Source organism: Flavobacterium daemonense, assembly GCF_007341385.1.
Classification (GTDB): domain Bacteria; phylum Bacteroidota; class Bacteroidia; order Flavobacteriales; family Flavobacteriaceae; genus Flavobacterium; species Flavobacterium daemonense.
In genome coordinates, this window is the sequence record NZ_VJYD01000002.1 from 319,867 (window position 1) to 341,228 (window position 21,362).

Annotated in this window: 21 protein-coding genes; 19 read left to right on the forward strand and 2 right to left on the reverse strand. The window is 33.3% G+C overall.

Annotated features, from left to right (window positions below):
• Positions 1–242: 242 nt before the first annotated feature.
• From FND99_RS03690 to dusB, 19 genes are all read left to right on the forward strand, one after another.
• On the forward strand, positions 243–1,379 hold the full coding sequence (locus tag FND99_RS03690; RefSeq protein ID WP_144336632.1) for a beta-ketoacyl-[acyl-carrier-protein] synthase family protein: 1,137 nt from the start codon (positions 243–245) through the stop codon (positions 1,377–1,379).
• 12 nt (positions 1,380–1,391) lie between these two features.
• Positions 1,392–1,883 (forward strand): phosphoribosylaminoimidazolesuccinocarboxamide synthase, encoded by a 492-nt coding sequence (locus FND99_RS03695; RefSeq protein ID WP_144336633.1) that lies wholly within the window; start codon positions 1,392–1,394, stop codon positions 1,881–1,883.
• Positions 1,883–2,572, forward strand: coding sequence for a hypothetical protein (locus FND99_RS03700; protein WP_144336634.1), 690 nt, complete (start codon positions 1,883–1,885; stop codon positions 2,570–2,572). Before FND99_RS03695 ends, FND99_RS03700 begins: the two co-directional genes overlap by 1 nt.
• Positions 2,573–2,581: 9 nt before the next feature.
• Positions 2,582–3,199, forward strand: a complete 618-nt coding sequence (locus FND99_RS03705; protein WP_144336635.1) for a 3-oxoacyl-ACP synthase — start codon at positions 2,582–2,584, stop codon at positions 3,197–3,199.
• A 2-nt stretch (positions 3,200–3,201) separates the two neighbouring features.
• Positions 3,202–3,459, forward strand: coding sequence for a phosphopantetheine-binding protein (locus FND99_RS03710; RefSeq protein WP_008465883.1), 258 nt, complete (start codon positions 3,202–3,204; stop codon positions 3,457–3,459).
• Positions 3,460–3,564: 105 nt separating this feature from the next.
• Positions 3,565–4,761: a beta-ketoacyl-[acyl-carrier-protein] synthase family protein gene (locus FND99_RS03715; protein WP_144336636.1), complete on the forward strand. Its 1,197-nt coding sequence runs from the start codon at positions 3,565–3,567 to the stop codon at positions 4,759–4,761.
• Positions 4,762–4,987: 226 nt separating this feature from the next.
• Entirely contained in the window at positions 4,988–6,049 is a 1,062-nt protein-coding gene (locus tag FND99_RS03720) for a beta-ketoacyl synthase N-terminal-like domain-containing protein (protein ID WP_144336637.1), read from the forward strand.
• A complete protein-coding gene (locus tag FND99_RS03725) occupies positions 6,046–6,831 on the forward strand; it encodes a polysaccharide deacetylase family protein (RefSeq protein ID WP_144336638.1) in 786 nt (261 codons plus the stop codon). Before FND99_RS03720 ends, FND99_RS03725 begins: the two co-directional genes overlap by 4 nt.
• A gap of 293 nt (positions 6,832–7,124) precedes the next feature.
• Positions 7,125–7,751 carry an outer membrane lipoprotein carrier protein LolA gene (locus tag FND99_RS03730; RefSeq protein WP_144336639.1) on the forward strand — a complete coding sequence of 209 codons (627 nt, stop codon included), beginning with the start codon at positions 7,125–7,127 and terminating at the stop codon, positions 7,749–7,751.
• A complete protein-coding gene (locus FND99_RS03735; RefSeq protein WP_144336640.1) occupies positions 7,717–8,352 on the forward strand; it encodes a hypothetical protein in 636 nt (211 codons plus the stop codon). Before FND99_RS03730 ends, FND99_RS03735 begins: the two co-directional genes overlap by 35 nt.
• Positions 8,353–8,381: 29 nt before the next feature.
• Positions 8,382–8,987, forward strand: a complete 606-nt coding sequence (locus tag FND99_RS03740; RefSeq protein WP_144336641.1) for a porin family protein — start codon at positions 8,382–8,384, stop codon at positions 8,985–8,987.
• 2 nt (positions 8,988–8,989) lie between these two features.
• Complete coding sequence (locus FND99_RS03745) at positions 8,990–9,367, forward strand: hotdog family protein (protein WP_144336642.1); 378 nt, start codon at positions 8,990–8,992, stop codon at positions 9,365–9,367.
• Positions 9,364–9,849: a hypothetical protein gene (locus tag FND99_RS03750; RefSeq protein ID WP_144336643.1), complete on the forward strand. Its 486-nt coding sequence runs from the start codon at positions 9,364–9,366 to the stop codon at positions 9,847–9,849. The genes FND99_RS03745 and FND99_RS03750 overlap by 4 nt, the downstream gene beginning before the upstream one ends.
• Before the next feature lie 18 nt (positions 9,850–9,867).
• Positions 9,868–11,046, forward strand: a complete 1,179-nt coding sequence (locus tag FND99_RS03755; protein WP_144336644.1) for a DUF2062 domain-containing protein — start codon at positions 9,868–9,870, stop codon at positions 11,044–11,046.
• 247 nt (positions 11,047–11,293) lie between these two features.
• Positions 11,294–14,974: a 1-acyl-sn-glycerol-3-phosphate acyltransferase gene (locus tag FND99_RS03760; RefSeq protein WP_144336645.1), complete on the forward strand. Its 3,681-nt coding sequence runs from the start codon at positions 11,294–11,296 to the stop codon at positions 14,972–14,974.
• Position 14,975: 1 nt separating this feature from the next.
• Complete coding sequence (locus tag FND99_RS03765; protein WP_144336646.1) at positions 14,976–16,493, forward strand: phytoene desaturase family protein; 1,518 nt, start codon at positions 14,976–14,978, stop codon at positions 16,491–16,493.
• Positions 16,494–16,501: 8 nt separating this feature from the next.
• On the forward strand, positions 16,502–18,169 hold the full coding sequence (locus FND99_RS03770) for a C45 family autoproteolytic acyltransferase/hydolase (protein WP_144336647.1): 1,668 nt from the start codon (positions 16,502–16,504) through the stop codon (positions 18,167–18,169).
• Entirely contained in the window at positions 18,166–19,452 is a 1,287-nt protein-coding gene (locus FND99_RS03775) for a phenylacetate--CoA ligase family protein (RefSeq protein WP_144336648.1), read from the forward strand. The genes FND99_RS03770 and FND99_RS03775 overlap by 4 nt, the downstream gene beginning before the upstream one ends.
• A gap of 279 nt (positions 19,453–19,731) precedes the next feature.
• Positions 19,732–20,724: a tRNA dihydrouridine synthase DusB gene (gene dusB, locus FND99_RS03780; protein WP_144336807.1), complete on the forward strand. Its 993-nt coding sequence runs from the start codon at positions 19,732–19,734 to the stop codon at positions 20,722–20,724.
• A 64-nt stretch (positions 20,725–20,788) separates the two neighbouring features.
• On the opposite strand, the gene FND99_RS03785 is transcribed toward dusB, so the two are convergent.
• Both FND99_RS03785 and FND99_RS03790 read right to left on the reverse strand, forming a co-directional pair.
• A complete protein-coding gene (locus FND99_RS03785; RefSeq protein WP_144336649.1) occupies positions 20,789–21,064 on the reverse strand; it encodes a Txe/YoeB family addiction module toxin in 276 nt (91 codons plus the stop codon).
• 5 nt (positions 21,065–21,069) lie between these two features.
• Complete coding sequence (locus FND99_RS03790; protein ID WP_144336650.1) at positions 21,070–21,327, reverse strand: type II toxin-antitoxin system Phd/YefM family antitoxin; 258 nt, start codon at positions 21,325–21,327, stop codon at positions 21,070–21,072.
• Positions 21,328–21,362: the final 35 nt, after the last annotated feature.

Genomic DNA, 21,362 nt, shown 5'->3' on the forward strand with positions numbered 1-21,362 from the left:
TCTGCGTAAAAAAAATTAAACACATAGAAACATAGATTTTAAAGATATTGAAAAGAGAATAAAAACAAATCTAGATTTGCACACATAGCTATGTTTGTTTAAACAAATGAAATGCCTTTTTAAGAAAACAAAAGCTATGATTCTATGTGTTTAAAAAAATAAGTTCAACGTTTATAAATAAAAATCTGTTTTAATCTGCGTCATCTGCGTGCCATAAAAACGCACAAAAAATTAATCATAAAATGTCAAAAGAAATATATATCAACGAAACGAATTGTATTACGCCTTTAGGTTTTGATGTTGAAACCAACATCGAAGCGATTTTGCGTGACGATTCGGGAATTCAGCTTCATAGCGATATTTCTTTGATGCCAAATTCATTTTATGCTTCGATTATTTCTGATGAAAAAATAAACAGCGCTTTCTCAAAAATCAGTTCTGAAACAAAATATTCCCGTTTAGAGAAAATGATGATTTTGGCTTTAGAGCCGATTATCAAAAATTCGGGAGTTGAATTGAATTCAAAAACTGCTTTTATACTTTCGACAACAAAAGGAAATGTGACGGCTTTAAAAGAGAATTCTCAAGAAAGTTTTAATAACGCACATTTAGATGTTTTAGCTAAAAATGTTTCTGATTTCTTCGGATTTCAAACACAGCCAATCGTTGTTTCAAATGCCTGCGTTTCCGGAATTTTAGCCATTTCTGTTGCCAAAAGAATGATTCAATCTGAATTATATGATAACATTTTTGTTGTGGCCGGCGACGAAGTTTCCGAATTTGTTTTGTCTGGTTTTAATGCTTTTCAAGCGATGAGTGAATTGCCTTGTAAACCCTATTCTAAAAACAGAACCGGAGTAAGTTTGGGCGAAGCAACCGCAGCAGTTTTAGTTTCTGCGGAAGCCAAAAACGCAAAAATAAAAGTAATTGGTGATAGTTCTATAAACGATGCGAATCATATTTCTGGACCTTCAAGAACTGGCGAAGGTTTGTTTAGAAGTATCCAAAATGCTTTGAAAGAAGCAAAAATTGACGCCAATAAATTAGATTATATTTCTGCACACGGAACCGCAACTCCTTTCAACGACGAAATGGAAGCGATTGCCTTAAACCGATTGGATTTACAAAATGTTCCAATCAATAGTTTGAAAGGATTTTATGGTCATACGTTAGGCGCTTCGGGATTATTGGAAACGGTAATTGCAATTGAATCAGCGAATAAAAATATGCTTTTTGAATCAAAAGGTTTTGATGAAATTGGAGTTAGTGAAGCTGTAAATGTTATTGAGAAAAATAAAGAAGCAAGTATTGAGTATTTTTTGAAGACGGCTTCTGGATTTGGAGGTTGTAATACGGCTGTGGTTTTTGAGAAGATTTAAATAAAAAAATTAATGGAAAACGAAAAAACATTTAAGACAAAAACTGGATTCTGTCACGTATTATCAGATAAAATAGTTTTGACCAGAGACGGAATAATTGGAAATATTTCAAAAGCAGTTGTTGGAAATGGAATCGCAAAAATCTTAATTATCTATTCTGGAATTGTAATTTTCATGTTATATCAAGCTTTTACAAGTTTTCAAAACAAAGAAAATGGCTCTGCATTATTGTTTGGCGCTCTTTCTATATTTTTAGTTTACTCAATTTCAAAAAGCATTAATAATTCTGCTACACCAATTATTGAAAGAAATAAAATTAAAGATGCTAAATTTATAAATGGAAAAACTGGTTTAACACGTTCAAGATTTGAAATCATGTTTGAAGACGAAAGTGGAAAACTTAAGAAACGTTTGATTATGCTTCCAGGTTCTTTAAGTGATGGATCGAATGAAACCGAAAAAGCATTAGCAATAATGAAAAGTGAGAGGATAATTTCAGCATAATGAAAATATCAAAATTCATATTTATAACTCTAATTCTTCTTTCTTTTTTTGGATGTAAAAAAAAGGAAGTTGAGAAGGTAGATGAATTACGATTTGAAAAAAATGTAGTCAATAATGTTTTTCTAGAAATTGTTGATTCAATTTATATGGATAGAAGAACCGTTATTCCACCACCACCACCTAAATTTGATTTCAAAACAAATAAAGAAGATACGATTGGTTATCATGCGCAACTAAAAAAATATTGGCGGGAGCAAGACAGCATCAAAAAAGATACAACTAAAATTTTACTTGGCGTAACTGATTTAGTTGAAAAAATTGGCGGGTTTGATAAAGAACAGTTGATTAAGGAATGTCAAAAAAAAGGATGTATTTATGATAAAAGAAAAGAAGTAGAAAATTTTAAATTTGATTTAAATCCTTTTAAAAATAATAAAAAATTTAATTTTCAATATCTATCAAAATTCCCTGATTCAAATCTTTGGGATCTAAATGATGAAAAAAGTTCCATGCCTGTTGGAGCAGTTTGGTTTTCGAGAATTTTGTTTAATAAAACCAAAACGAGAGGAGTTTTATCTGCTGAAGCTTCTTGTGGAGGAGGAAAATGCGGAAGAGGATTTACAATTACAATTGAAAATAAATCCGGAAAATGGCACATTAAAAAAATTGTTCAAACTTGGGTTTCCTAAATTAGCAAAATGACTCAAACCAAAACCTACATACAATCCTACATCACCATCCAAAACAACGAAATTGTTTTGAACGGAACTTCTGTATTCAAAATTGAACCGACTGATTTTGCTGATTTCGCGAAACAAGCATTGCGTAATTTTGAAATCCAATATCCAAAGTTTTTCAAAATGGATGCCTTGAGCAAACTGGCTTTTTTAGGATCAGAGTTGCTTTTGAGTCCGATAATTTCATCTGAAGAAGAGAATAATATCGCTCTGGTTTTGGCGAATAAATCGTCGAGTTTAGATACTGATGTAAAATATCAAGAATCGATTTCAGACAAAGAAAACTATTATCCTAGTCCGGCGGTTTTTGTTTATACGCTGCCAAATATTTGTTTGGGCGAAATAAGTATTCGTCATCAGTTAAAAAGTGAGAATTCTTTCTTTATATTTGATGCTTTCAACACTGAATTTATGTCGAATTATTCGAATATTTTATTGAATTCAGATAAAGCAGATAAAGTTCTTTGTGGCTGGGTGGAATATTTTGATGAGAATTACAAAGCTTTTCTCTGCGTCATCAGCAAGGAAGAAAATGAGAAATATAGAGACGAAAATATCAATACATTATATAATAAATAATCATGGAAGCATTAAAAGAAGAATTAAAAAATAAAATCATTACGACTTTAAACTTAGAAGATATCGCTGTTGAAGACATTGCAGACAACGATCCTTTGTTTGGAGACGGTTTAGGTTTAGACTCGATTGATGCACTTGAATTAATCGTGATTCTTGATAAAGACTACGGAATAAAACTAGTTGATCCGAAAGAAGGAAAAGCAATTTTCCAGTCAATCGAAACGATGGCTGCGTACATTAGCGCTAATAGAACTAAATAAATTTTAGATTTTAGACTTCAGATTTTAGATTTTCAATTGAGATCTAAAATCTGTCAACTTTGTCAAAGTTCTAAGAATCTACAATCTAAAATCATAAATCTAAAAATGAAAGGTGTCGCAATAACGGGAATGGGAATTATCTCTTCGATTGGAAATTCTGTCGAAGAAAATTATATTTCCTTAATCGAAAATAAAATCGGTATTTCCAGAATTGAAAATATTCCGACGGTTCATGCCGATGTTATTAAAGTTGGTGAAATCAAAAAAACCAATGAAGAACTGGTTTCCGAATTACATCTTCCAGAAAGTAACAACTTTTCAAGAACAGCAATGATTGGCGCAATTGCGGCCAAGCAAGCTGTTGAAAATGCCGGAATTACTTCGATCAACGAATTTAGAACCGGACTTATTTCGGCGACAAGCGTTGGTGGAATGGACATGACCGAAACTCATTATTATGATTATTTCGAAAATCCTGATCTTGTAAAATATATTTCGTGCCATGACGGCGGTGATGTTGCACAAAAAATCGCCGAAGAATTGGGTTTAAAAGGAATGGTGACGACAATCAGTACGGCTTGTTCCTCTGCAGCAAATTCAATTATGTTGGGTGCGCGATTGATCAAAACCGGAAAACTGGATCGCGTAATTGTGGGTGGAACTGATGCTTTGGCAAAATTCACCATCAACGGATTCAAGACGTTAATGATTTTATCTGACGATTATAACAAACCTTTTGATAATACAAGAAAAGGATTAAATCTTGGTGAAGCGGCCGCTTTTTTAGTTTTAGAATCGGATGAAATTGTTGCGAAGCAAAATAAAAAAGTTTTGGCAAGAGTTTCGGGTTACGGAAATGCAAATGATGCTTTTCATCAAACTGCTTCTTCAGAAAATGGCGACGGTGCTTATTTGGCCATGAAAAAAGCCTTTGAAGTTTCGGGTTTAAGACCTTCTGAAATTGATTACATCAACGTTCATGGAACTGCAACGCCAAATAACGACTTATCTGAAGGAAGAGCTTTGCTCCGAATTTATAAAGATGAAAAAGTTCCGGATTTCAGTTCGACAAAACCATTTACGGGTCACACTTTAGCGGCGGCGGCGGCGATTGAAGCTGTTTATTCCGTTTTGGCCATTCAAAATAGTGTCGTTTATCCGAATTTGAATTTTGAAGTTCCAATGGAAGAATTTGAATTGGAACCTCAAAAAACTTTAAAAATGAAAAATATCGAACACGTTTTATCTAATTCTTTTGGTTTTGGCGGAAATTGTTCCACCCTTATATTTTCTAAAAACTAATGAAATCTTCATTATTCAATAAAAACTAAAATACTAAAAGCTTAATTTTAACCACAAATTACACAAATTCACACAAATTAATTGGCGAAAATTTGTGTAATTTGTGGTTAAAAAAAATTCAGAAGCTGAAAGCAGAATGCACTAAAACACGTAGTTTTTAAATTATTTTTGAGACTAATAAATTAAAAATGATGATTCCAAATTCCTTAAAAAAAATAATCTTTAGATGAAAAAAACATATATAAATGGAGTAGGCTGTATTTCGACTCAAAAAACATTTGATACTGTTTTTTTTGAAGAAGCCATCGTTAATACTACTGAAAATGTATTAGCTGTAGTTGCTCCGGTTTACAAAGATTATATTTCTCCTGCAGCAATTCGCCGAATGGCAAAAGGAGTAAAAAACGGAATCGTAGCTTCGGCTTTGGCAATGAAAGATGCCAATGTCGAAAATGTCGACGCCATTATTACTGGAACTGGTTTGGGTTGTATTGAAGATTCTGAAAAATTCCTGAAAAACATTCTGGATAATAATGAAGAATTTTTAACGCCAACTTCTTTTATTCAGTCGACACACAACACGGTTGGCGCACAAATTGCGCTTTCTTTACAATGCAAAGGTTATAATTTTACGTATGTAAATGGAGCGGTTTCTTTTGAATCGGCGCTATTGGATGCTAAAATGCAGATTGAAGAAGCGGAAGCTAATTCAATTTTAGTCGGAGGAGTTGATGAAAATGGAGAATATACCGTTTCGCTTTTCAAATTGGCAGGAAGAATTAAAAATGAAAATGATCTTCCTTCGAATGTTTTGAATGCAAATTCAACTGGAGCTGTTTATGGCGAAGGTGCGAGTTTTTTTGTTTTGGAAAACGAAAGAAAAGAGTCGACTTATGCCGAAATTCTTGATGTTGAAATCATAAATACATTGGGAAAAAATGAAGTTGAAACAGCTTTAGTTTCATTTTTAAAAACAAATAATTTACAAATTTCAGATCTTGACGCCGTTGTTTTAGGTCTTGATGGAAACGCAGCTTCTGATTTCTATTATAAAAATCTGTCCGAAAATACTTTTGCACAAACGCCTCAAGTATATTACAAACATTTGAGCGGTGCCTACGACACGGCTTCGGCTTTTGCTTTGTGGATGGCATCAAAAATTATAAAAACTCAAGAAATTCCTGAAATCATCAAAGTAAATTCGGTTTCAAAACCAAGTTATAATACCATTTTATTGTACAATCAATCTAACGGAAAAAATCACAGTTTTACGTTGCTTTCAAAATGATAACGCATAAAAACATATCTCTGTTTTTTATTTTTTTATTGCTTTTACTGTTTCTCTTGAATCTTTATACGGCAATTAATTTGTTGTGGTTTGTTTTGATTGTTTTGATTTGCTTAGGAATAAATGCGTTTGGTTCTGCTCGAATTTCTTCGAATTATCATGTAAAAGCGTTCTGCAATAATCCTTCGGAAACAGAAAAAAAAATTGCACTAACTTTTGATGACGGTCCGAGTGAATTTACTTTGGAAGTTTTGGAACTTCTGAAAAAATACAATGCCAAAGCGACTTTCTTCTGCATTGGAAAAAATATTGAAAAGCATCCTGAAATTTTAAAACAAGTTATTGCCGAAGGTCATTTGGTTGGAAATCATTCGTATTCACATTCGAAGTTTTTTGATTTTTATAATGCTAATAAAATAACCGAGGAACTTCAGAAAACAGATGAACTTCTGGAAAAATTCACATCAAAAAAAATCAATTTTTTTCGTCCGCCTTACGGAGTTACCACGCCATCAATTCGTCGAGCTTTAAAAGTTACGGGACACAAAGTTATTGGCTGGAATATTCGTTCGCTTGACGGCGGAACAAAAAATCAGGATTTAATTTTAAACCGAATTAAAAAACGAGTTTCTCCCGGCGGAATTGTACTTTTGCACGATACTGCTCCGCACTCTGTTTTGGTATTGGAACAGTTTTTGCAATTTTTACAGCAGAATAATTATGAAGTGGTTTCTGTGGAGGAATTACTGAGTCTTAATGCTTATAAAATTGAACACGGATGAAACGGATTCGCTAACGCAAAGACGCGGATTAATACGAATTTTATTATACGTTGGGTAAAAACATTTAACACATAGAAACATAGGTTTTTGTGACGAAAAAAGAGATCAAAAGAAACACGTTTCCACACATAGACAAACTATGTGCGTTTAGATTAGTGAAACGCCTTTATTTAGATATTGAAAAACTATGTATCTATGTGTTGAAAATAATTACACCCAAAGGACTAAACTCATAATCTGTGTTAATCATTTTAATCTGTGGCAAAATATTTAAACACAATTTTTGACAAAACATGAAAACTAAAATAGCACTATTAATTCTATTTATTTCAGGTAATTTGTTCGCTCAGGAACAAAAAATGACCGATGCCGAAATTGCAACTTTCAAACAAGATGTAAATGTGATTTCGAAAAAAATCAAAACTTTGAGCACTGATTTTGTTCAATACAAACATTTGGATTTTTTATCGAAAGATATCGAAACATCTGGAAAAATGGTTTTTAAAGAACCTGCGTTATTATCATGGCAATATAAAAAACCATACAATTACAGCATTGTTTTCAAGAACGGAAAAATCTTGATTAACGATGAAGGAAAGAAAAGTGCGGTTGATATTGGCAACAGTAAAATTTTTGCTAGAATCAACAAATTGATTATTGGAAGTGTAAGTGGCAATATGTTTGACGATAAAGAATTTACGATTTCCTATTTTAAATTGAAAGGTCAGAACTTGGCGAAATTTATTCCGAAAGATGTTACGCTGAAAAAATACATCAAACAAATCGAACTGACTTTTGATAAAGAAGAAGCAACTGTAGTTCAGGTAAAATTATTAGAATCATCAGAAGATTATACCCGAATTGTACTTAAAAATAAAGTGATCAATGCAAAAATCGACGATTCAATTTTTACTAATTAATTGTTTTCTGGCAATTGTTTTGGTTTCCTGTGGCTCGGTTACCAAAAATTATACGCCTAAAAAATTAGACAAAACAAGTATTGAAGTTCCGTACTTCGCCAACTCAAGAACCGATTATGTTTATAAAACCAACATCACGGTTTATGGTCATGAATTGTCTGGAATTTTTATTGCCAAGAAAATAAATGATACAACGCATCGCGTGGTTTTTACAACCGAATTCGGGAATAAATTATTGGATTTTGAAATTTCTGAAAAGACTTTTAAAGTCAATTCGATTGTGTCAGAATTAGATCGAAAAATCCTAATTAATACTTTAGAAGAAGATTTTCGATTGCTTCTTAAAAAAGAATATCAGATTCAGGAACAATTTGAAAATGAATATTTTGACATTTATAAATCGGTAGACGGAGATCGCGACAATTATCTTTTCTTCTCTAAAAAAGGTCAGAAATTAGAAAAAATCGTTCGTGCATCTAAGGCAAAAGAAAAAATAACAATTACTTTTACTTTAGAAAACGATAATTTTGCTAAAAAAGTTGTCATTTTACATCAAAACATCAAGCTTACTATTGAGCTAAATTATTTTAAATCGGAATAAAAATTACATTCATACAAACCAAACCAACTATGAGAAAATTAACCTTAATTGCATTTGTTTTATTCATCGGACTTTTTTCATCGCAGGCACAAGTATCTGTAAGTCCAGGAATTAGAGGCGGTTTAAACCTTACAAATCTAACCAATATCGACAACAACAGCATGAAATCTGATTATTATGTTGGTGGTTTGGTTGCAATAAAATTCAATAAATTTTTCACACTTCAACCTGAAATAACGTATTCAAGACAAGGTGCGGAAGGCAGAGAATACTTCAACGGATCAAATAATTTTCAAGATACAAAATATGAGTTGAATTATGTAACGCTTGGTGCAGTTGCAAAGTTTAACTTTGGCGGACAAGGTTTTCATGTTTTGGCGGGACCATCTATTGACTTTAAGACAAGTGATAATTTTGGACGCTACGGTTATGATCCAATTGGTACAGATTTGGCTTTTGTTGGCGGAATTGGTTATAGTTTGCCAAATGGATTGACTTTTGAAGCACGATTCAAACAAGGATTAATTGATATTTATGGTTATGATGGCATTAATAATAATGACTACTATTATGATCAAATTATTCTAAATGAGGTATTGCAATTTGGTATCAGTTATACTTTTAAAGTAAAATAAAAATGGTTTTAAAAGATTTTTATAAGATACTTTCAGAAGAAAAAACAGGTGATTCTAAATATACTATTACGATTTTGGTCAATGAAAAACATGAAGTTTTTAAAGGCCATTTTCCAGGAAATCCAATTATGCCAGGCGTGTGTATGATTCAGATTATTAAAGAACTGACCGAAAAAATCACACAGGAAACTTTAATGATTCAAACACTTGCCAATGTAAAATTCATGGCGCTTATTAACCCAGAAGTTAATCCAGAATTGCGTTTGGAACTTGATATTACGGTTACCGAAAATGACTTGGTTAAAGTAAAAAATACGACTTATTTTAACGAGACTGTTGCTTTGAAACTTAGCAACATCTATAAAAAAATAACACTATGAAACTCTTACTGACATTGCTTTTATGGGTAAATTTTGTGGGCGGTCCAGATTTGGCGTCTATCAGAAAAATGTATCCAAACGTTACAAAATCGGAAAGCAATGCCAAAGAATTTTCTGAGAAACTAGCTGCCATTTCTGATGATGCAGATAAAACTTTAGTTGCATATAAAGCCGCTTCCATTTTATTGGATGCTAATTTCAAAAAAAAATTAAAAGACAAAATTGCTCGATTTAAAGAAGGTGCAAAACTGCTTGAATCGACTATAAAAAGCGACCCAGACAATATCGAAATCAGAATGATACGCTTGAGTGTTCAGGAAAATGTTCCGGGAATTACGGGTTATAAAAAGAACATAAAAGAAGACAAAAAATATCTTACCGAGCATTATGCTGATCAAAGCGTTGTTTTAAAAGACTATCTAAAAGACTTTGTTTTACAATCAAAAAGTTTTTCTGAAAAAGAGAAACAATTTGTGAAGTAAACGAAAGCATAACTCCCCATGGAACCTATTTTACTTCAGCACGATTTACTTGATTCGACTTCGTTTTGTGTTATTGTACCAACGTACAACAATCACAAAACGCTGCAAAGAGTATTGGATTCTATTTTAAATTATACGGCAAATATTATTGTTGTCAACGACGGTTCGACTGATGATACTTTCGAAATTCTAAAACAATATCAACAGCTCACGCAAATTCATCATCCAAAAAATTTAGGAAAAGGACGAGCGCTTCGAAATGGTTTCAGAAAAGCTTTGGAACAAAATTTTGAATATGCCATAACAATCGATTCTGACGGCCAGCATTTTGCATCTGATATTCCGAAATTTATTGAGGAGATTCAAAAAGAGCCAAATGTGCTTTTGATTGGAAGCCGAAATATGACGCAAGAAAATGTGCCAAAGAAAAGCAGTTTCGGAAACAAATTTTCAAATTTTTGGTTCAAATTTGAAACCGGAATAAAGTTGGATGATACACAATCTGGTTTTAGGCTTTATCCGTTGCAATTGCTTCCAAAGAAATTTTACACCAATAAATTTGAATTCGAAATTGAAGTGATTGTTCGTGCAGCTTGGAAAGGAATTGTTGTAAAAAACATTCCGATTCAAATTCTTTATGATCCGGCAGAACGCGTTTCGCATTTTCGCCCGTTTCGCGATTTTACCCGAATCAGTATTTTAAATACGGTTTTGGTTACCAATGCTTTATTGTACATTAAACCGAGAGATTTTTTTAGAAGAGCAAAAAAAAAAGGTTTTAAAAAGTTCTTTCTTGAAGATATTTTAGAAAGCAAAGATTCTAATTTTAAAAAATCGGCCGCAATTGCATTGGGAATTTTTATTGGATTTTCACCTTTTTGGGGTTTTCAAACGATCTTGCTTTTTACTTTTGCTGCGATTTTCAGACTCAACAAAGTCATTGCTTATTTGACTTCAAATGTGAGTTTCCCGCCTTTTATTCCGTTTATTATTTACGCTTCGCTAAAAGTTGGGAGCATTTTCATCAAAAGTGACGCACCTTTGATTTTAGATAGTTCGATAACACTCGACGATATTCAAAAAAATGCTACGCAATATATTGTAGGAAGTCTTATTTTAGCAACCGTTTCGGCGCTATCAGTTGGCACAATAAGTTATTTGCTTTTGTCCGCTTTTACCAAGAAACAAACTGAATAAATTTTTGCCACAGATTCAAAAGATTAAATGGATTTTTTCTATCTGTTCGCCACGAATTTCACTAATTTTCACGAATTAATTCATTTAAATTCTGAAAATACTTGGTCATTCACTATTAGTAAAATCGTGATAGAAAAAACATTAATTTAAATTGTTTTTCATTTTAATTAGTGAAATTCGTGGCAAAATTACACAGACTTTCAAATCATTTTAATCCTTTGAATCTGTGGCAAAAAAATAAAAAACAATGCATCAATACTTCTACGCCATTCATTTATTTGTTAACCGAAGAAAATCTTTGTCGGTTGCTTTGGCATTTTTGATGCTTTTGGTGTTTGGCTTTTTTGCTTCTCAAATTAAGTTTGAAGAAGATATAACCAAATTAATTCCTGCCAATGACAAAGCCGACGTCACAGCAAAAGTCCTAAAACAATTAAATTTTGCCGATAAAATAACTGTTATTTTCAAACTCGAAAAAAACGGTTCTGCAGAAGATTTAAAAGAAATGGCAACTGCATTTTCAGACAGCGTTTCTAAATCCTGCAAACCTTATGTAACGGGAATTCAAGGAAAAATTGACGAAGAAAATATTCAGGAAACAATCGATTTTATTTACCATAATCTGCCTCTTTTTCTTGAAGATAAAGATTATAAAACGATTCAAGAAAAACTACGAAAAGACAGTATTACGGCAACTGTTCAAGGAAATTACAAATCAATTATTTCGCCTTCGGGATTTATTACTCGAGATTTTATTCAGCGTGATCCGCTTGGAATTTCTTTTATGGCGCTAAAAAAATTACAGCAATTAAATGTTGGTGATGATTTTACGCTGGAGAATGGTTTTGTGATGACCAAAGACAAAAAGAAATTATTGCTTTTTATAACCTCAAATCTTCCATCGAGCGAAACCGAAAAAAATACACTGTTTGCAGAAAAACTAAAATCAATTCAAGAAAATTTAAATCAGAAGTTTAACGGAAAAACTTCTATCAGTTATTTTGGTTCGGCTTTAATTGCAGTTGCCAATGCCAATCAAATCAAAAGCGATATTGTCCTAACAACATCAATTGCGATGTTTACTTTGATGTTGATTTTGATTTTATTTTATCGAAAAATCTTAATTCCGCTCATTATTTTTCTTCCAACCGTTTTCGGAGCCTTTTTTGCCGTTGCGTTTTTATATTTTGTAAAAGAGCAGATTTCGGCAATTTCGCTTGGAATCGGATCTATTTTACTCGGAATCACAATCGATTATTCCATTCATATTCTCACGCATTATAAGCATAACAGCGACATCAAAACATTGTATAAAGACATTACGATGCCCGTAATTATGAGCAGTTCGACAACGGCTGTTGCATTTTTATGTCTGCTTTTCGTAAAATCCGACGCGTTGAATGATCTCGGAATTTTTGCCGCCGTAATTGTTATGGCAACTGGAATTTTTTCGCTTTTGATTGTACCGCATTTGTACAAACCAAAAGAAAATCCGGCGGAACATAAGAAAAATGTCATTGATAAAATGGCGCATTTCTCTTTTCACAACAATAAAATCTTGATTGCTTTTTGTGTAATTATCACCATAATTTGCTGTTTTACATATAACGATGTTGGCTTTAACAACGATTTGTCGCAATTAAATTTTGTTCCAAAGGAAATTAAAGCTGCAGAAAAACAATTGGAGGAAAGTACCAGTTTGACTTCAAAAACAATTTATGTTGCTTCGTACGGAAAAAGCATGGACGAAGTTTTGCAAAACAACAGCAAACTTTTCACTGATTTAACCAAAGAAAAACAACAAAACAAAATCTTGAATTTCAGTTCTGTTGGTGGCATTATGCTTTCGCAGAAAGAACAAAAAGAAAAAATCGAAAAATGGAATTCGTTTTGGGATGCCAATAAAAAAGCACTTTTAAAATCGGAATTAATTAGCGAAGGTTCGAAACTCGGCTTTAAGTCAACAACTTATGCGAACTTTTTTGATCATTTGGATTTTAGTTTCAAGCCAATTTCTGCAACAGATTATTTAAAAATTCAAGCGTTGCAGTTAAAAGAATTTGTGACTGAAAAAAATGGTTTTTATACGATTTCGACTTTAGTAAAAGTTTCGCCAGAACAGCGAGATGCTTTTGTAAAATCGGCTTCAGCCAAAAATAATTTAGTTGCGATCGATCGCCAACAAATGAACGAAACGTTTTTCAGTACGTTGAAAACTGATTTTAATTCACTTGTCAATTATTCCTTTGTTGCCGTAATTCTAATTTTATTTTTCTTTTTCAGAAGAATCGAATTGGTAATCGTAAGCTGTATTCCAATCGCTTTGACAGGAATTGTGACGGCAGGAATTATGGGCATTTTTGGCATTCAAATGAATATTTTCAGCATGATTGTCTGCACTTTGATTTTTGGTCATGGTGTCGATTTCAGTATTTTTATGACCAGCGCGCTTCAAAAAGAATATACGACTGGAAAAAATGAAATCGCGATTTACAGAACCTCCATTATTCTGGCTGTAATTACAACCATTTTAGGAATTGGCGCGATGATTTTTGCCAAACATCCAGCGTTGACTTCAATTTCATCGGTTTCATTAATTGGGGTTTTTGCGGCGCTGATTATCACGTTTATTTTCTACCCGATTCTTTTCAAATTATTTATTTCGAATAGAGCGAAAAAAGGAAATCCGCCGTATCATTTACGCACTTTTATTCATGGCGTTATTTCGTTTTTCTATTACGGTCTTGGCGGAATTGTCATGTCGATTTTCAGTTTTACAATAATGCCAATTTTGCCTTTAAGTGCTAAAACAAAAATGAAAGCTTTTAGATATGTGGTTTCGAAATTTATGAAATCAGTATTGTATTCAAATCCATTTATTCGCAAAAAAACCGTCAATAATTTCAATGAAAATTTCGAAAAACCAGCCGTAATTATTGCCAATCATTCTTCGTTTCTAGACATTTTAGCGATGGGAATGTTGAGTCCAAAAATTATTTTTCTGGTAAGCGACTGGGTGTACAACTCTCCTATTTTTGGCGGTGTTGTGCGAAAAGCAGGTTTTTATCCGGTGTCTGAAGGTCTAGAAGGCGGTGTTGAACATTTGCGTAAAAAAGTAAACGAAGGTTATTCTTTAATGGTTTTTCCAGAAGGAACTCGTTCAGAAAATAATGTTGTAAAACGATTCCATAAAGGTGCATTTTTCCTTGCCGAAGAATTTAATTTGGACATACTTCCAATTGTGATTCATGGCGCTTCAGAATTAATTCCGAAAGGGGATTTTGTTATTCATTCTGGACAATTGACTGTTACAATTTTAGAAAGAATAGCGCCCGAAAATCAATCATTCGGGAAAAATTACGCTGAGAGAACAAAACAAATCAGCAGCTACTTTAAAACAGAATATCGCAATATTCGCCAACAATTAGAAGGTCCGGATTATTTCAAAAAAATGCTGCTTCATAGTTTCGATTATAAAGAAATTGAAGTTGTAAACAGCGTGAAAAAAGATCTAAAAAAGCATCTTGAAACATATTTTCTTCTTGGAAAACAATTTTCGGCGAAAGCCAAAATACTGCATTTGGCAAATGATTACGGACAATTAGACGTTTTATTGACACTTCAAGAACCACCGCGAAAAATTCAATCCTACATTGCCGATGAAGAAAAACGCGACGTTGCCAAAACCAATTATGTTGTTACAAAAAGAAAAATTTCTTATCTCGAAAATTTAGAAAATGTAGCTGAAAATCAATTTGATGTTCTTTTAATTTCAGATGAAAATTCGGAAAATGAAATTCAAAAAGCAATACTTCTAACTTCGTGTGTAATTTTAATGGATTGTCCGCGTTTAAAAAACACTTTGATTAACTTTGGTTTTGAGTCAATTTTAGAAAAAAACGATCTAATCGTATTAAAGAAAAACTAAAATGAAAGAACATTACGACGTTGTAATTGTTGGCAGTGGTTTGGGCGGACTGGTGTCATCCATTATTCTGGCCAAAGAAGGCTACAGCGTTTGTGTGCTCGAAAAAAACAAGCAATACGGTGGCAATCTTCAGACTTTTGTGCGTGATAAAACCATTTTTGATACTGGAATTCATTATATCGGAGGTTTAGGCGAAGGCCAAAATCTGCATCAATATTTTAAATATTTAGGAATTATCGATAAGCTGCATCTGAAAAAATTAGATGAAAATGCTTTTGACATTATTTCTTTTGAAGATGATAAAACCGAATATCCGCATGCTCAGGGTTATGAAAATTTTGTCCAGCAATTAAAAAAATATTTTCCCAAAGAAGAAAAAAACATTTCTGATTATTGCGAAAAATTGAAATCAATCTGTGATTCTTTTCCGCTTTACAATTTAGAATCAGAAGGACAATATGATTCTGAAATTCTGACTTTGAATGCAAAAGAAACTATTGATTCTTTTACAAAAAATGAAAAACTGAAATCTGTTCTAGCGGGTTCAAATTTTCTTTACGCCGGCATTCCAGACAAATCGCCATTTTACGTTCATGCCTTAATCGTAAATTCTTATATCCAAAGTTCGTGGCGCTGTATTAACGGCGGAAGCCAGATTACAAAACAGCTTTTAAAACAACTAAAAAAGCATGGCGGTGAATTTTATAAACACAAAGAAGTTACCCGATTTGAGGTTGAAAATCATAAAGTGAATTCGGTGAAAATGAAAGACGGAACACAGGTTTCCGGAACGTACATTATTTCGAATATCGAGCCAAAAACCACCTTGAAAATGGCAGGCGAAACCAATTTCCGAAAACCATTTTTCAATCGAATTCAAAGTCTTGAAGGTGTACTTTCTGCTTTTAGTTTGTATTTGGTTTTTAAGCCTCAGTCTTTTAAATATATCAATCATAATTATTATCATTTTAAAAACAGCGACGAAGTTTGGACGGCGCATGAATATGACGAAAATTCGTGGCCAAAAATGTACATGGCTTCCATGAATGCTTCAAAGGAAGACGAAATCTGGGCCGACGGAATGACGTTTATAACCTACATGAATTTTGATGATGTTTTGCCTTGGTCGGAAACTTTTAATACAACTGTCGAAAAAAACGATCGCGGTGAAAGTTATGAAGAATTCAAAGCCAGAAAAGCCGCTAAATTTTTAGAAGAAATCGAAATAAAATTCCCCGGAATCAGAAAATGTATTAAGTCGATACACACTTCGAGTCCGCTTTCGTATCGCGATTATATTGGCGGTGACAACGGAAATATGTACGGTTATGTTAAAGATTCCAATAATCCGCTGAAAACATTGATTCCGTCAAAAACCAAGTTAGAAAATTTATATCTTACAGGACAAAGCATCAATATGCATGGCGTTCTTGGCGTAACGATTGGTGCCGTAGTAACCTGTTCCGAAATTGTGGGAAAAGAATATCTAATCAATAAAATTAATCAGGAAACAGAATAATCTGAATTATGAAAAACCGAATTACATATCTTTTCTTCCTCGGTTTTTTTGAGATTATTATTTCCTGCGGTACATCAAAATCAAAAAATCATCAACCTGATATTACCTCTTATAATGCGGTAAAACCAGTTGTTACCAAAATTTCAGACAGCGTTTTTATTTCTGGAAATAATTCACTTTTAAAAAATAAGCAAGGGCTTTGGGAATTATACGTTGAAGGCGATCCTTTAGAAATTGGTCTGAACACTGGCGCTTTAACCGACTCGCTTCTGCAAAGACAGCAAACTATTTTCTTCTCCAAAATAAAAGATTTAATTCCGTCAAAATTTGAACAGAACTTATTGCGTCAATTCTTAAAATGGTACAACAGAAAATTATACTCAAATGTTCCTGATGAATATCAAACAGAGATTTTTGGCGTTTCGCAATACACGTCGCATGACTTTGACAATTTTGCACCACAATATCAACGCGGTTTGTATTTGCACGCGGCGCACGATATTGGGCACGCTTTGCAGGATTTGGCATTAGTTGGATGTTCGTCTTTTGCGGCTTGGGGCGAAAAATCGGAAGATGGGAATTTAATTCTCGGGCGAAATTTTGATTTTTATGTAAATGATGCTTTCGCAGAAAATAAAATTGTAGCTTTTGTAAAACCAGAACAAGGTTATAATTTTATGATGGTTGCCTGGCCCGGAATGATTGGCGCCGTTTCTGGAATGAACCAGCAGGGTTTGACGGTTACGATCAATGCGGCAAAATCAGAAATTCCGATGAGCGCAAAAACCCCGATTTCAATTGTGACCCGTGAAATTTTGCAACATGCTTCAACTGTCGATGAAGCTGTAGCTATTGCAAAAAAACGATCGGTATTTGTTTCTGAATCTATAATGGTAGGAAGTGCAAAAGACAATAAAGCGGTTTTAATTGAAGTTTCTCCAAAAAAAATGGCTGTTTATGAAGTTCCAAATTCCAATCAATTAGTTTGTTCGAATCATTTTCAGAGCGAAGTCTTCAAAGATGAAAAACGGAATCAGGCACAAATTGGAGACAGTCATTCGCAATATCGTTTTGACCGAATGCACCAACTTTTAGCAGAAAACAAAAAAATCAATCCGAAAATTGCTTCAGAAATTCTGCGAAATAAAAATGGCTTAAATGATATTCCGTTAGGACTTGGCAATGAAAAAGCACTAAACCAATTGCTTGCGCATCACGGAATTATTTTCAAGCCAAAAGAAAAATTAGTTTGGGTTTCTGCAAATCCATTTCAAATGGGCGAATTTGTTTGTTATAATCTGGATTCTATTTTTAATGGGAAAAAATTGAATACTGCAATTTCATTTGAAAAAGAAAATTTAAATATTGCCAAAGATCCTTTTATCGATACAGAAGCTTTTAAAAACTATAAAAAATTTAAAGCTGAAAATCACCAAATGGATTTGTATCTTAAAAAGAAAAAAACTATTTCGCCCGAATTTATTCCGCATTATCAATCTTTAAACCCAGATTATTGGGTTGTATATTACAAAGCAGGGTTGTACTTTTATCAACAGAAACAATTTCGTGCCGCTCAAATTAATTTTGAAAAAGCACTGACCAAAGAAATTACCACGGCTCCTGAAAAAGCAAAAATTGAAGAATATTTAAAAAAACTCAAAAGAAAATTACAATGATTCCAGCAATAGAAAAAAATTCTTTAGAAGAAATTAAAATTTTTCAGGAACAAAAATTAGTTGAACTTTTAAAATATATCAGCGACAATTCTCCTTTTTACAAAAGGCTTTTTGCTGGACGAAATATTGATATTGCAAAAGTAAAAACGCTGGAAGATTTGCAATATCTGCCCGTTACAACCAAAGAAGATCTACAGCAATATAATGACGATTTTTTGTGTGTTCCGCAGCATAAAATTATTGATTACGCCTCTACTTCAGGAACTTTGGGCGATCCTGTAACTTTTGGTTTAACCGATTCTGATTTAGATAGATTGGCTTATAACGAAGCGATTTCGTTTGCCTGCGCCGGAATTGCCGAAGGTGATGTGGTGCAGTTAATGACGACAATCGACCGAAAATTTATGGCCGGACTTGCTTATTTTCTTGGTTTAAGAAAATTGAAAGTCGGCGTAATTCGTGTTGGCGCCGGAATTCCAGAAATGCAATGGGATTCGATTTTAAAATACAATCCGTCTTATTTAATTACCGTTCCTTCTTTTCTTTTGAAATTAATTGAATACGCGGAAATTCACGGAATCGACTATAATAATTCTAGCATAAAAGGCGCAATTTGCATTGGAGAATCGTTGAGAGAACAAGATTTTTCAATGAATATTTTGTCAAAAAAAATAACGGACAAATGGAATATTAAGTTATTTTCGACTTACGCTTCTACCGAAATGAGCACCGCTTTTACCGAATGTGAACATGGAAAAGGCGGACATCATCATCCAGAATTAATTATTGTAGAAGTTCTCGACGAAAATAATATTCCGGTAAAAAACGGAGAAACCGGCGAACTGACTTTTACTACTTTAGGAATTGAAGCCATGCCTTTATTACGTTTTAAAACCGGAGATATTGTCCAGCTTCATCACGAACCGTGCGCTTGTGGCAGAAATACGTTGCGAGTTGGTCCAGTTGTTGGCCGTAAAAAACAAATGATAAAATACAAAGGAACAACACTTTATCCACCAGCGATGAACGATGTTTTGAGCAGTTTTGACAATATCGAAAATCATTTAATCGAAATCTCAACAAATGATTTAGGCACCGATGAAATCCTAATAAAAATTGCCGTAAAAAATCAAACTCCAGAATTTCTACAAGAAATAAAAGATCATTTTAGAGCCAAATTGAGAGTGACTCCAAAAATAGAATTCGCCTCAAAAGAAGTTTTGAACCCTTTGGTTTTTAATCCAATGAGCCGAAAACCAATTCGGTTTTTTGATTATAGGTAACTTTATAGATGCAAAGTTACAAAGGTTCAGAGGGACAAAGGTTTTCTAATCTAAACTAAAATAAGTTTTATTTGTCATTTCGACCGAAGGGAGAAATCACACAAGGAATTCTACAAAGATTGGAGCTTTTAGGAACGGATTTTCGCGTGTGATTTCTCCCTTCGGTCGAAATGACAAATCCGTGAGTATAAACCTTTGTCACTTTGTCCCTCTGAACCTTTGAGCCTCAATTTGGTACAAATTGAACTAAAAGTTGTAATTTTGCAAAAAATTATGAAGATGGTCAAGATTGGCAACATAGAATTACCCGAATTTCCTTTACTACTAGCTCCGATGGAAGATGTGAGTGATCCACCGTTTCGCAGATTATGCAAAACGCACGGCGCAGACATGATGTATTCTGAGTTTATTTCGTCAGAAGGATTAATTCGTGATGCAATCAAAAGCAGAATGAAGCTGGATATTTTTGATTACGAACGTCCGGTTGGAATCCAGATTTTTGGTGGAGATGAAGAAGCGATGGAAATGTCTTCTAAAATTGTTTCAACTGTAAAACCAGATTTAGTGGACATCAATTTTGGATGTCCGGTAAAAAAAGTTGTTTGCCGTGGTGCTGGTGCAGGAGTTTTGAAAGATGTTGATTTGATGGTACGTTTAACAAAAGCGGTTATCAAAGGAACTGATTTGCCTGTTACGGTAAAAACGCGTTTAGGATGGGATGAAAATTCCATCAATATTGATGAAGTTGCTGAAAGACTACAAGATATCGGCGTTCAAGCTTTGACAATTCATGCTAGAACTCGTGCGCAAATGTACAAAGGCCACTCTGACTGGTCGCATATTGCACGTGTAAAAAACAACCCTAGAATTACAATGCCAATTTTTGGAAATGGCGATATCGACAGTCCTGAAAAAGCATTACATTATAAAAATGAATACGGAATTGATGGTATCATGATCGGTCGTGCTGCGATTGGTTATCCGTGGATTTTTAATGAAATAAAACATTTTTTTAAAACCGGCGAGCACTTGCCTGCTCCAACGGTTATTGATCGTGTTGAAGCTGCTAGAAATCATTTAAAATGGTCAATGGAATGGAAAGGGGAACGATTGGGAATTGTAGAAATGCGTCGTCATTATACCAATTATTTCAAAGGAATTCATTCGTTTAAAGAATTCAAACAAAAATTAGTTACAACTGATGCTCCTGAAGATTTATTCGCGATTATGAAAGAGATTGAGCAGGTTTATGCGGGATATGAGTTTGTTTAAAATTGACTTTTACAAAGTTTCTTAATACAAAAAAGACCTTCAAAAATTTGAAGGTCTTTTTTTATTATTCATCATAATGGAATCGACATTGTAAAATTACACATTTTTGATCAACACCTTTTGTTCCTGAAACTTTATAAACTAATCGATGTTCTGCCGTAATTCGGCGTGACCAAAAACTTTTTAAGTCATATCTTAAAGGTTCCGGTTTTCCAATTCCTTTAAAAGGATTCTCGCGAATAGATTTTATTAACTCTTTTATTTTTATCGCAGTATCTGTATCGTTTTCTAACCAATATTCAAATTCTTCCCAGCCATTTTTGGTAAAACTAATATCCATATAATTTAAAGCTCATCTAAGTTAAAGTCGATAAGTTTTCCTTTTTCCATTTGTTCTATAGATTCTGAAAGTCTTTTTCTATTTGCCTTAGTTGACAATAAATGTTGTGTTTCTAATATTGAATTATATTCTTTCATAGAAATTATTACAACCGCATCCTCTTCTGAATTTCTTGGAACAACAATTACTTCTGATGATTCAGAAACTTCATCAAAATAGTTTTTTATATTCTTTCGTAATGTTGATATCGTAATTGCTTTCATAATTTGACACTTTAAAACGTACGTTCAAAGGTACA

Coding starts and splice junctions, on each gene's coding strand:
- FND99_RS03690 (WP_144336632.1), top strand. CDS start 243: ATGTCAAAAGAAATATATATCAACGAAACGAATTGTATTACGCCTTTA.
- FND99_RS03695 (WP_144336633.1), top strand. CDS start 1,392: ATGGAAAACGAAAAAACATTTAAGACAAAAACTGGATTCTGTCACGTA.
- FND99_RS03700 (WP_144336634.1), top strand. CDS start 1,883: ATGAAAATATCAAAATTCATATTTATAACTCTAATTCTTCTTTCTTTT.
- FND99_RS03705 (WP_144336635.1), top strand. CDS start 2,582: ATGACTCAAACCAAAACCTACATACAATCCTACATCACCATCCAAAAC.
- FND99_RS03710 (WP_008465883.1), top strand. CDS start 3,202: ATGGAAGCATTAAAAGAAGAATTAAAAAATAAAATCATTACGACTTTA.
- FND99_RS03715 (WP_144336636.1), top strand. CDS start 3,565: ATGAAAGGTGTCGCAATAACGGGAATGGGAATTATCTCTTCGATTGGA.
- FND99_RS03720 (WP_144336637.1), top strand. CDS start 4,988: ATGAAAAAAACATATATAAATGGAGTAGGCTGTATTTCGACTCAAAAA.
- FND99_RS03725 (WP_144336638.1), top strand. CDS start 6,046: ATGATAACGCATAAAAACATATCTCTGTTTTTTATTTTTTTATTGCTT.
- FND99_RS03730 (WP_144336639.1), top strand. CDS start 7,125: ATGAAAACTAAAATAGCACTATTAATTCTATTTATTTCAGGTAATTTG.
- FND99_RS03735 (WP_144336640.1), top strand. CDS start 7,717: ATGCAAAAATCGACGATTCAATTTTTACTAATTAATTGTTTTCTGGCA.
- FND99_RS03740 (WP_144336641.1), top strand. CDS start 8,382: ATGAGAAAATTAACCTTAATTGCATTTGTTTTATTCATCGGACTTTTT.
- FND99_RS03745 (WP_144336642.1), top strand. CDS start 8,990: ATGGTTTTAAAAGATTTTTATAAGATACTTTCAGAAGAAAAAACAGGT.
- FND99_RS03750 (WP_144336643.1), top strand. CDS start 9,364: ATGAAACTCTTACTGACATTGCTTTTATGGGTAAATTTTGTGGGCGGT.
- FND99_RS03755 (WP_144336644.1), top strand. CDS start 9,868: ATGGAACCTATTTTACTTCAGCACGATTTACTTGATTCGACTTCGTTT.
- FND99_RS03760 (WP_144336645.1), top strand. CDS start 11,294: ATGCATCAATACTTCTACGCCATTCATTTATTTGTTAACCGAAGAAAA.
- FND99_RS03765 (WP_144336646.1), top strand. CDS start 14,976: ATGAAAGAACATTACGACGTTGTAATTGTTGGCAGTGGTTTGGGCGGA.
- FND99_RS03770 (WP_144336647.1), top strand. CDS start 16,502: ATGAAAAACCGAATTACATATCTTTTCTTCCTCGGTTTTTTTGAGATT.
- FND99_RS03775 (WP_144336648.1), top strand. CDS start 18,166: ATGATTCCAGCAATAGAAAAAAATTCTTTAGAAGAAATTAAAATTTTT.
- dusB (WP_144336807.1), top strand. CDS start 19,732: ATGGTCAAGATTGGCAACATAGAATTACCCGAATTTCCTTTACTACTA.
- FND99_RS03785 (WP_144336649.1), bottom strand. CDS start 21,064: ATGGATATTAGTTTTACCAAAAATGGCTGGGAAGAATTTGAATATTGG.
- FND99_RS03790 (WP_144336650.1), bottom strand. CDS start 21,327: ATGAAAGCAATTACGATATCAACATTACGAAAGAATATAAAAAACTAT.